We start from the raw sequence: 6973 nt of genomic DNA, 5'->3' as shown, positions 1-6973 counted from the left end.
AGCTGCGCCTCAATGGCGACCGCCTGCACCGCTTTGCCGACATCTCGTCGGTCGAAGCCTTCCTCGAAGAACTGGCCAGCCGGGAAGCGGGTGCCTTGGTTGTCGAATTGCCGCGCCTGCCCGGCGCGCGGGAAAATCGCTGGATGCACCTGCTCAGCGGTGAGCCGGAAATGGAAGCAGTGCAGCAGGCCAGGGCAGCCCATTCGGCCAACCAGGAAATCGAGGAACTGAAGGCGCGGGTCGCCGTGCTCGAAGCCGAACTAGCCGACATGAAAACCCGCCTCGCCGCGATCGGCGCATGAAAAAGCACCAGCCGGAAGCTTTCGCGCACATCCGCATCATCGGCGCCGCCAGCGGCATCGGCGCCCAGGATCATGCCTGCGCAGACGGTCCGCTCGCCTTCCATCGTTCGCAAGCCTGGCACGAACTGGAGCATCATCCCCGGATCGACTGGGGCAAGACCCTGTTTGCGCCGGAAGGCGATGGCACTTCGCTGGTCTGGCGCATCGCCGGGCTGTGTCGCAATCTTGCCGACGAGGTGGCACTCGCCCTCGGTGCTAACGAGTTTCCGGTCGTCATCGGTGGCGACCACTCGGTCGCCATCGGCACCTGGAGTGGCGTGGCCAGGGCGACGGCCGAGCCGGTCGGCCTGCTCTGGATCGACGCCCATCTCGACAGCCACACCCCGGAAACCAGCTACTCCGGTGCCATTCACGGCATGCCGCTGGCCTGCCTGCTCGGGCGCGGCGACAAACGCCTGCTCAACATCGGGCTGGAAGGCCCCCAGATCAGCGCCGCCCACACCGTTGTTCTCGGGCCGCGCAGCTATGAGCCGGAAGAACTCGAATTTTTGCAGCGGCGGCAGGTGCGCATCATCGACAGCGATGACATTCTCCGTCGTGGCTTTGCCGCCTGTCTCGACGAAGCCATCGCCATCGTCGCCAGCGCCCCGGCCGGTTTTGGCGTGACGCTCGACCTCGACGCCATCGACCCGCGTCTGGCCCCCGGCGTCGGCAGCCCCGAGCCGGATGGTCTGGTCGTCCACGATGCTGTCGAGGCGATGCGCCGAATTGGTGGCCTGGCCGGGCTCAAGGCGCTGGAAATCGTCGAATACAACCCGGACCGCGACCGCCACGGCACGACCGCCCGGCTGATCTCGGATCTGATCAGCGAATTGTTGCCACCGAGCAGTGACCGGTAATTCGTCATCGGTGGGACGCCGCGCAGATTAAGTTCGGCGATAATTCGTTTTTTGGCATTGGAATAGGCTATGAGCATTCTCGTTACCGGCGCTGCCGGCTTCATCGGCAGCAACTTCGTCCTCGACTGGCTGGCCCAGTCCGACGAGTCGGTCATCAACCTCGACGATCTGACCTATGCTGGCAATCTTGAGAACCTCGCTGCGCTCGACGGCGATGCCCGGCATATTTTCGTCAAGGGCAGCATTGGTGACTTCGATCTCGTCGCCAAGCTGCTGGCCGAGCACCAGCCGCGGGCGGTGGTCAATTTTGCTGCCGAATCGCACGTCGACCGTAGCATTCATGGCCCGGAAGACTTCATCCAGACCAACATCGTCGGCACCTTCCGCCTGCTCGAAGCGGTGCGGGCTTACCACGGTCAACTGGAAATTTCGGCCAAAAATGAATTCCGTTTTCTTCATGTCTCCACCGACGAAGTCTACGGTTCGCTCGCCAAGGACGATCCCGCCTTCACCGAAACCAACCGCTACGAACCCAACAGCCCGTACTCGGCAAGCAAGGCGGCCAGCGACCATCTGGTCCGCGCCTACCACCACACCTACGGCCTGCCGGTGCTGACCACCAACTGCTCCAACAACTACGGCCCCTACCACTTCCCGGAAAAGCTCATCCCGCTGGTCATCCACAACGCCCTGGCCGGCAAGCCGCTGCCGATCTACGGCGACGGCCAGCAGATTCGTGACTGGCTGTACGTCAAAGACCATTGCTCGGCCATCCGCCGCGTCCTCGAAGCCGGCAAGGTCGGCGAAACCTACAACGTCGGCGGCTGGAACGAAAAGCCCAACCTCGACGTCGTGCACACCCTGTGCGCCATCCTCGACGAACTCAGCCCACGGGCCGACGGCCAGCCGTACAAGGAACAGATCACCTACGTCACCGATCGTCCGGGCCATGACCGCCGCTACGCCATCGACGCGACCAAGATCGAACGCGAACTCGGCTGGAAGCCGGCCGAAACCTTCGAGACCGGCATTCGCAAGACGGTGCAGTGGTATCTCGACAACCAGGCCTGGGTACACAACGTCACCAGCGGCGCCTACCAGAACTGGGTCGGCCAAAACTATGGAGCACGGGCATGACCAACAAGCGCAAAGGCATCATCCTCGCCGGCGGCTCCGGCACCCGTCTCTACCCGGTTACCCTGGCCGTTTCCAAGCAGTTACTGCCGATCCACGACAAGCCGATGATCTACTACCCGCTGACCACGCTGATGCTGGCCGGGATTCGCGACATCCTGATCATCTCGACGCCGCAGGACACGCCGCGCTTTGAGCAGTTGCTCGGCGACGGCAGCCAGTGGGGGCTCAACCTGCAATACGCCATCCAGCCCAGCCCGGACGGCCTGGCCCAGGCCTTCATCATCGGTCGCGACTTCGTCGGCAACGGCGACAGCGCGCTGGTCCTCGGCGACAACATTTTCTACGGCCACGAGTTTGCCGACGATCTCGGTGCAGCCGGCGCCCAGCCCAGCGGCGCCACGGTCTTCGCTTACCACGTGCATGACCCGGAACGTTACGGCGTGGTCGAGTTCGATAAGGCCGGACAGGCGATCAGCCTCGAAGAGAAGCCGACCGTGCCGAAGTCGAATTACGCCGTGACCGGCCTCTATTTTTACGACAACCAGGTGCTCGACATCGCGCGCGACTTGAAACCGTCGCCGCGTGGCGAGCTGGAAATCACCGATGTCAATCGCGTCTATCTTGAGCGCCAGCAGTTGAACGTGCAGGTCATGGGCCGCGGCCATGCCTGGCTCGATACCGGCACGCATGAAAGCCTGCTTGACGCCAGCCAGTTCATCGCCACCATCGAAAAACGCCAGGGTCTCAAAGTAGCCTGCCCGGAAGAAATCGCCTACCGCAAGGGCTGGGTCGATGCCGGCCAGCTCGAAAAGCTCGCCCAGCCGATGATCAAGAACCTTTACGGCCAGTACCTGATGAGCGTGCTCAAGGAGCGGGTGTTCTGATGCGTGCGATAGCGACGGCCATTCCCGATGTGATCGCCCTTTACCCCAAGGTCTTTGGCGACGATCGCGGCTTCTTTTATGAAAGCTACAACCAGAAGGTCTTTCAGGAGGCCACCGGGCTGGATGTGACCTTCGTTCAGGACAACCACTCCAAATCCGCCCGCAACGTGCTGCGCGGTCTGCACTATCAAGTGCAACATCAGCAAGGCAAACTGGTGCGCGTGGTGCAGGGTGAGGTCTTCGATGTCGCGGTCGACATCCGCAAAGGCTCAAAAACCTACGGCCAGTGGGTTGGTGAATTGCTGTCGGCGGACAACAAACGGCAACTGTGGATCCCGCCCGGTCTGGCGCACGGCTTTGTCGTGCTCTCCGAAACGGCAGAGTTTCTCTACAAAACCACCGACTACTACGCACCGGCCCATGAGCGCTGCATCGCGTGGAACGACCCGGATCTGGCGATTGACTGGCAGATCAAGGGAGAGCCGCTGCTGTCGGCCAAGGATGCGGCGGGGCAGCGGTTTCGGGATGCGGTTGGGGAGTGATGGGGAGCTGACTTCAGGCCATGGTGGAACCGTAGCTCATTGCTGACTATCTAAGTGCTTGTATAATTCATTTCATGAAATCCCTTCGCTTCGTTGGCTCGAGCATTGATGACCTCAAGGATTTTCCAGCAGAGGCGCGGCGCGCGGCGGGTTTCGAATTGCACTCGGTGCAGTGCGGGCTGATGCCTTCTGATTTCAAGCCAATGTTGAATATTGGTTCTGGTGCTTACGAGATTCGGATCAAGCTGTTGGGCGAATGGCGGGTAATTTACGTCGCCAAGTTTGATGATGCCGTGTACGTCCTGCATGCTTTCCAGAAGAAAACTCAAAAGACACGCCAGGAAGACATCGAGCTTGCAGCAAAGCGATACAAGCAGATTGGAGGTTGATATGGGCAAGGTTACTGAATCAAGTGGCAATGTTTTTACGGATATTGGCTTCTCGGATGAGGAAGCTGTGCTCCTGAAACTGCGGGCTGATCTGATGGCCAGTTTGCGTAAGGAAATTGCCGATCAAGGCTGGACACAGCAACAGGCCGCCGAGCGATTGGGCGTCGGTCAGTCACGTATTTCCGACCTGGTTCGAGGCAAGTGGGAAAAATTCAGTATCGACATGTTGATTACCTTGGCTGCGAGGGCTGGGCGCAAGGTCGAGCTGGCCTTCGGTTGAGCACCAGGTGCTTGCTGCTCAGGGATGGTTTTAACAAGCGCGGAAAAAAGAGGGGCTGTTGGTGCCCGGTGCAGATTTCATTTTTGGCCATTTTTTCCAGTTGACCGTAGTGATTAACGTTTTTTATAGGTGTGAATTTTCATGACTCAGATTCTCCCCGTTGTGCTCTCCGGCGGTTCCGGCACGCGTCTGTGGCCGCTATCGCGGGAGAAATATCCGAAGCAGTTGTTGCCGCTGGTCGGCGAACAGTCGATGTTGCAGGCCACGGTCGCCCGTCTCGACGGCCTGGCACACATGGCGGGGCCGCTGCTCGTTTGCAACGAGGAGCATCGCTTTGTCGTCGCCGAGCAGGTCCGCACGCTGGGCCTGCACGGCTCCGTCCTGCTTGAGCCCTTCGGCCGCAACACCGCTCCGGCCCTTGCCCTGGCCGCCCTGTGGGCGGTCCGCGACGGCGAAGACCCGGTCCTCGTCGTCATGCCAGCCGACCACGACATCGCCGATGGCGCCGCCTTCCGTGACGCCGTCAGTCGCGCCGTCACCCTGGCCGAAACGGGGGTCACCGTCACCTTCGGCATTACCCCCGACTGCCCGGAAACCGGCTACGGCTACATCCAGCGCGGCGAGGCCCTGGCCGACGGCTCCGGCGGCTTCGCGCTGGCCCGCTTCGTCGAAAAACCGGACCGCCCAACCGCCGAAAGCTACCTCGATTCCGGCGACTACCTGTGGAACAGCGGCATCTTCGTCATGAAAGCCTCGGTCTGGATCGCCGCCCTCGGCCTCTGTCGCCCCGACATTCTGGCGGCCTGCCAACAGGCGCTGGCCGGTGGCAAGACCGACGGCGATTTCGTCCGCCTCGATGTTGACGCCTTCGCGGCCTGTCCATCCGACTCCATCGACTACGCCGTCATGGAACGCCTGACCACCGGTGGCGCCGGCCTGCCCAAGGCTGCCGTCATCCCGCTCAGCGCCGGCTGGTCCGACGTCGGCGCCTGGGACGCCCTGTGGAAAGTCCTGCCCAAATGCGGCCAAGGCAACGCTACGCGCGGCGACGTCATGCTCGAAAACTGCCGCGACACCCTCGTCGTTTCGGAAGGCCGCCTCGTTGCCTGCATCGGCGTCAGCAACCTCGTCGTCGTTGAAACCGACGACGCCGTCCTCGTCGTTCATCACGAGGCGACGCAAGACGTCAAAAAGATCGTCGACCGCCTCAAAGCCGACAAACGCAGCATCGCCCAATGGCACCGCAAGGTCTATCGCCCGTGGGGCTGGTACGACGGCGTCGATTCCGGCGACCGCTTCCAGGTCAAGCGTATCGGCGTCAAGCCGGGCGGCACGCTGTCCCTGCAAATGCACCACCACCGGGCCGAACATTGGATCGTGGTCAGCGGCACGGCCCGCGTGACCAAGGGCGAAGAGACCTTTCTGGTCAGCGAAAACCAGTCAACCTACATCCCGCTCGGCGTCATCCACCGCCTGGAAAACCCCGGCATCGTGCCGCTCGAAATGATTGAAGTGCAGTCCGGCAGCTACCTGGGCGAGGACGACATTGTGCGTTTTGAGGATACCTATGGGCGGCGTTGATGACAGCGGCGCGCTATGCCATTGATGAATTCCGATCCGCATGAAATTCTCGGCGTTGCGCCCGGGGCGGCGCCGGCCGAGCTGAAGCGCGCCTATCGGCGGCTGGCCATGCGCTGGCATCCGGATCGGAGCGATCATCCGCAGGCGACGGAGCGTTTCAAGCAGATCAATGCGGCTTACGAGCAGCTGCTGGCGGTCGATGCCGAGGCGGTCGACGCTGCTGAAACAGCCCAGACCGAACCCGATGAGCAGGTGGCCAGGGCAGCTGATATTCGGCTCAATCTTGAGCTCAGCCTGGAAGAGGCCGCCGCCGGCTGCCGCAAGACCATCCATTTGGCGCGCGGCAATGCCTGTCCGACTTGCCAGGGCAGCGGCGAGCACGGCATGGCTAGGACGCGCTTTTGCCCGGCCTGTCATGGCAGCGGCCGGGTGCACGACGCCCAGCGCAATCTCGTGCGTTGCGAGGCGTGTGGCGGGCGCGGGTTATTTACCGAGCGTATTTGCAAGGATTGCGGCGGTAGCGGCCGCGAACTGGCCGAGGTCAGCCTCGAAATCCGTGTGCCGCACGGCATGTTGCCGGGCGATGAATTGCGCCTGGCCGGGCAGGGCGAGCCGGGGGGCGACGAACTGCCGGCCGGCGATCTTTACCTGACAGTCATCATCCGCTCGCATCCGCTTTTCGAGTTGCGTGGCCGCGACCTGCATGGCCAGATGCCGGTCAGTGGGCTGGCGATGATCGCCGGGGCGGAAATTGAACTGCCGTCGCTGGGCGGGATGATTCGCCATTCGCTGGAGGCCGGTGCAGCTGAGCGGCGTGAGTTGCGGCTGGCCGGTCAGGGCTTTCCGGGGCGGGGAAAGAGTCAGGCGGGCGATCTGGTGGTCGAGCTGACGCCGGTGTTCCCGCGCCAGCTCAACGCCCGGCAACGCAAGTTGCTGTTGCAGGCCAATGCGGCGCTGCT

9 protein-coding genes are annotated in these 6973 nt (G+C 62.4%); all 9 read left to right on the top strand.

Going from position 1 to position 6973, the window contains the following annotated elements:
• A partial coding sequence (locus ADADOO_RS01105) for a DUF480 domain-containing protein (RefSeq protein ID WP_511274321.1) occupies positions 1-302 on the top strand: 302 nt, incomplete at its 5' end.
• Positions 299-1201: an arginase gene (locus ADADOO_RS01100; protein ID WP_511274320.1), complete on the top strand. Its 903-nt coding sequence runs from the start codon at positions 299-301 to the stop codon at positions 1199-1201. The genes ADADOO_RS01105 and ADADOO_RS01100, both read left to right, overlap by 4 nt.
• 69 nt (positions 1202-1270) lie before the next feature.
• Positions 1271-2338, top strand: a complete 1068-nt coding sequence (rfbB, locus tag ADADOO_RS01095) for a dTDP-glucose 4,6-dehydratase (RefSeq protein ID WP_511274319.1) — start codon at positions 1271-1273, stop codon at positions 2336-2338.
• Complete coding sequence (rfbA, locus tag ADADOO_RS01090; protein WP_511274318.1) at positions 2335-3222, top strand: glucose-1-phosphate thymidylyltransferase RfbA; 888 nt, start codon at positions 2335-2337, stop codon at positions 3220-3222. The genes rfbB and rfbA overlap by 4 nt, the downstream gene beginning before the upstream one ends.
• Positions 3222-3764, top strand: coding sequence for a dTDP-4-dehydrorhamnose 3,5-epimerase (rfbC, locus tag ADADOO_RS01085; RefSeq protein ID WP_511274317.1), 543 nt, complete (start codon positions 3222-3224; stop codon positions 3762-3764). Before rfbA ends, rfbC begins: the two co-directional genes overlap by 1 nt.
• Before the next feature lie 74 nt (positions 3765-3838).
• Positions 3839-4153, top strand: a complete 315-nt coding sequence (locus ADADOO_RS01080) for a type II toxin-antitoxin system RelE/ParE family toxin (protein ID WP_511274316.1) — start codon at positions 3839-3841, stop codon at positions 4151-4153.
• 1 nt (position 4154) lies between these two features.
• Positions 4155-4433, top strand: coding sequence for a helix-turn-helix domain-containing protein (locus ADADOO_RS01075; RefSeq protein ID WP_511274315.1), 279 nt, complete (start codon positions 4155-4157; stop codon positions 4431-4433).
• Between the two features lie 141 nt (positions 4434-4574).
• Complete coding sequence (locus ADADOO_RS01070; RefSeq protein ID WP_511274314.1) at positions 4575-6014, top strand: mannose-1-phosphate guanylyltransferase/mannose-6-phosphate isomerase; 1440 nt, start codon at positions 4575-4577, stop codon at positions 6012-6014.
• Positions 6015-6038: 24 nt separating this feature from the next.
• A partial coding sequence (locus ADADOO_RS01065) for a DnaJ C-terminal domain-containing protein (RefSeq protein WP_511274313.1) occupies positions 6039-6973 on the top strand: 935 nt, incomplete at its 3' end.

This window comes from Azonexus sp. (genome assembly GCF_036170495.1).
Taxonomy (GTDB): Bacteria; Pseudomonadota; Gammaproteobacteria; order Burkholderiales; family Rhodocyclaceae; genus Azonexus.
Note: the sequence above shows the minus strand (reverse complement) of the source record. Positions and strands in the feature narration are given on the sequence as shown.

Excerpts from the sequence above, each read along its gene's own strand:
- ADADOO_RS01100 (WP_511274320.1), top strand. The coding sequence starts at position 299 with ATGAAAAAGCACCAGCCGGAAGCTTTCGCGCACATCCGCATCATCGGC.
- rfbB (WP_511274319.1), top strand. The coding sequence starts at position 1,271 with ATGAGCATTCTCGTTACCGGCGCTGCCGGCTTCATCGGCAGCAACTTC.
- rfbA (WP_511274318.1), top strand. The coding sequence starts at position 2,335 with ATGACCAACAAGCGCAAAGGCATCATCCTCGCCGGCGGCTCCGGCACC.
- rfbC (WP_511274317.1), top strand. The coding sequence starts at position 3,222 with ATGCGTGCGATAGCGACGGCCATTCCCGATGTGATCGCCCTTTACCCC.
- ADADOO_RS01080 (WP_511274316.1), top strand. The coding sequence starts at position 3,839 with ATGAAATCCCTTCGCTTCGTTGGCTCGAGCATTGATGACCTCAAGGAT.
- ADADOO_RS01075 (WP_511274315.1), top strand. The coding sequence starts at position 4,155 with ATGGGCAAGGTTACTGAATCAAGTGGCAATGTTTTTACGGATATTGGC.
- ADADOO_RS01070 (WP_511274314.1), top strand. The coding sequence starts at position 4,575 with ATGACTCAGATTCTCCCCGTTGTGCTCTCCGGCGGTTCCGGCACGCGT.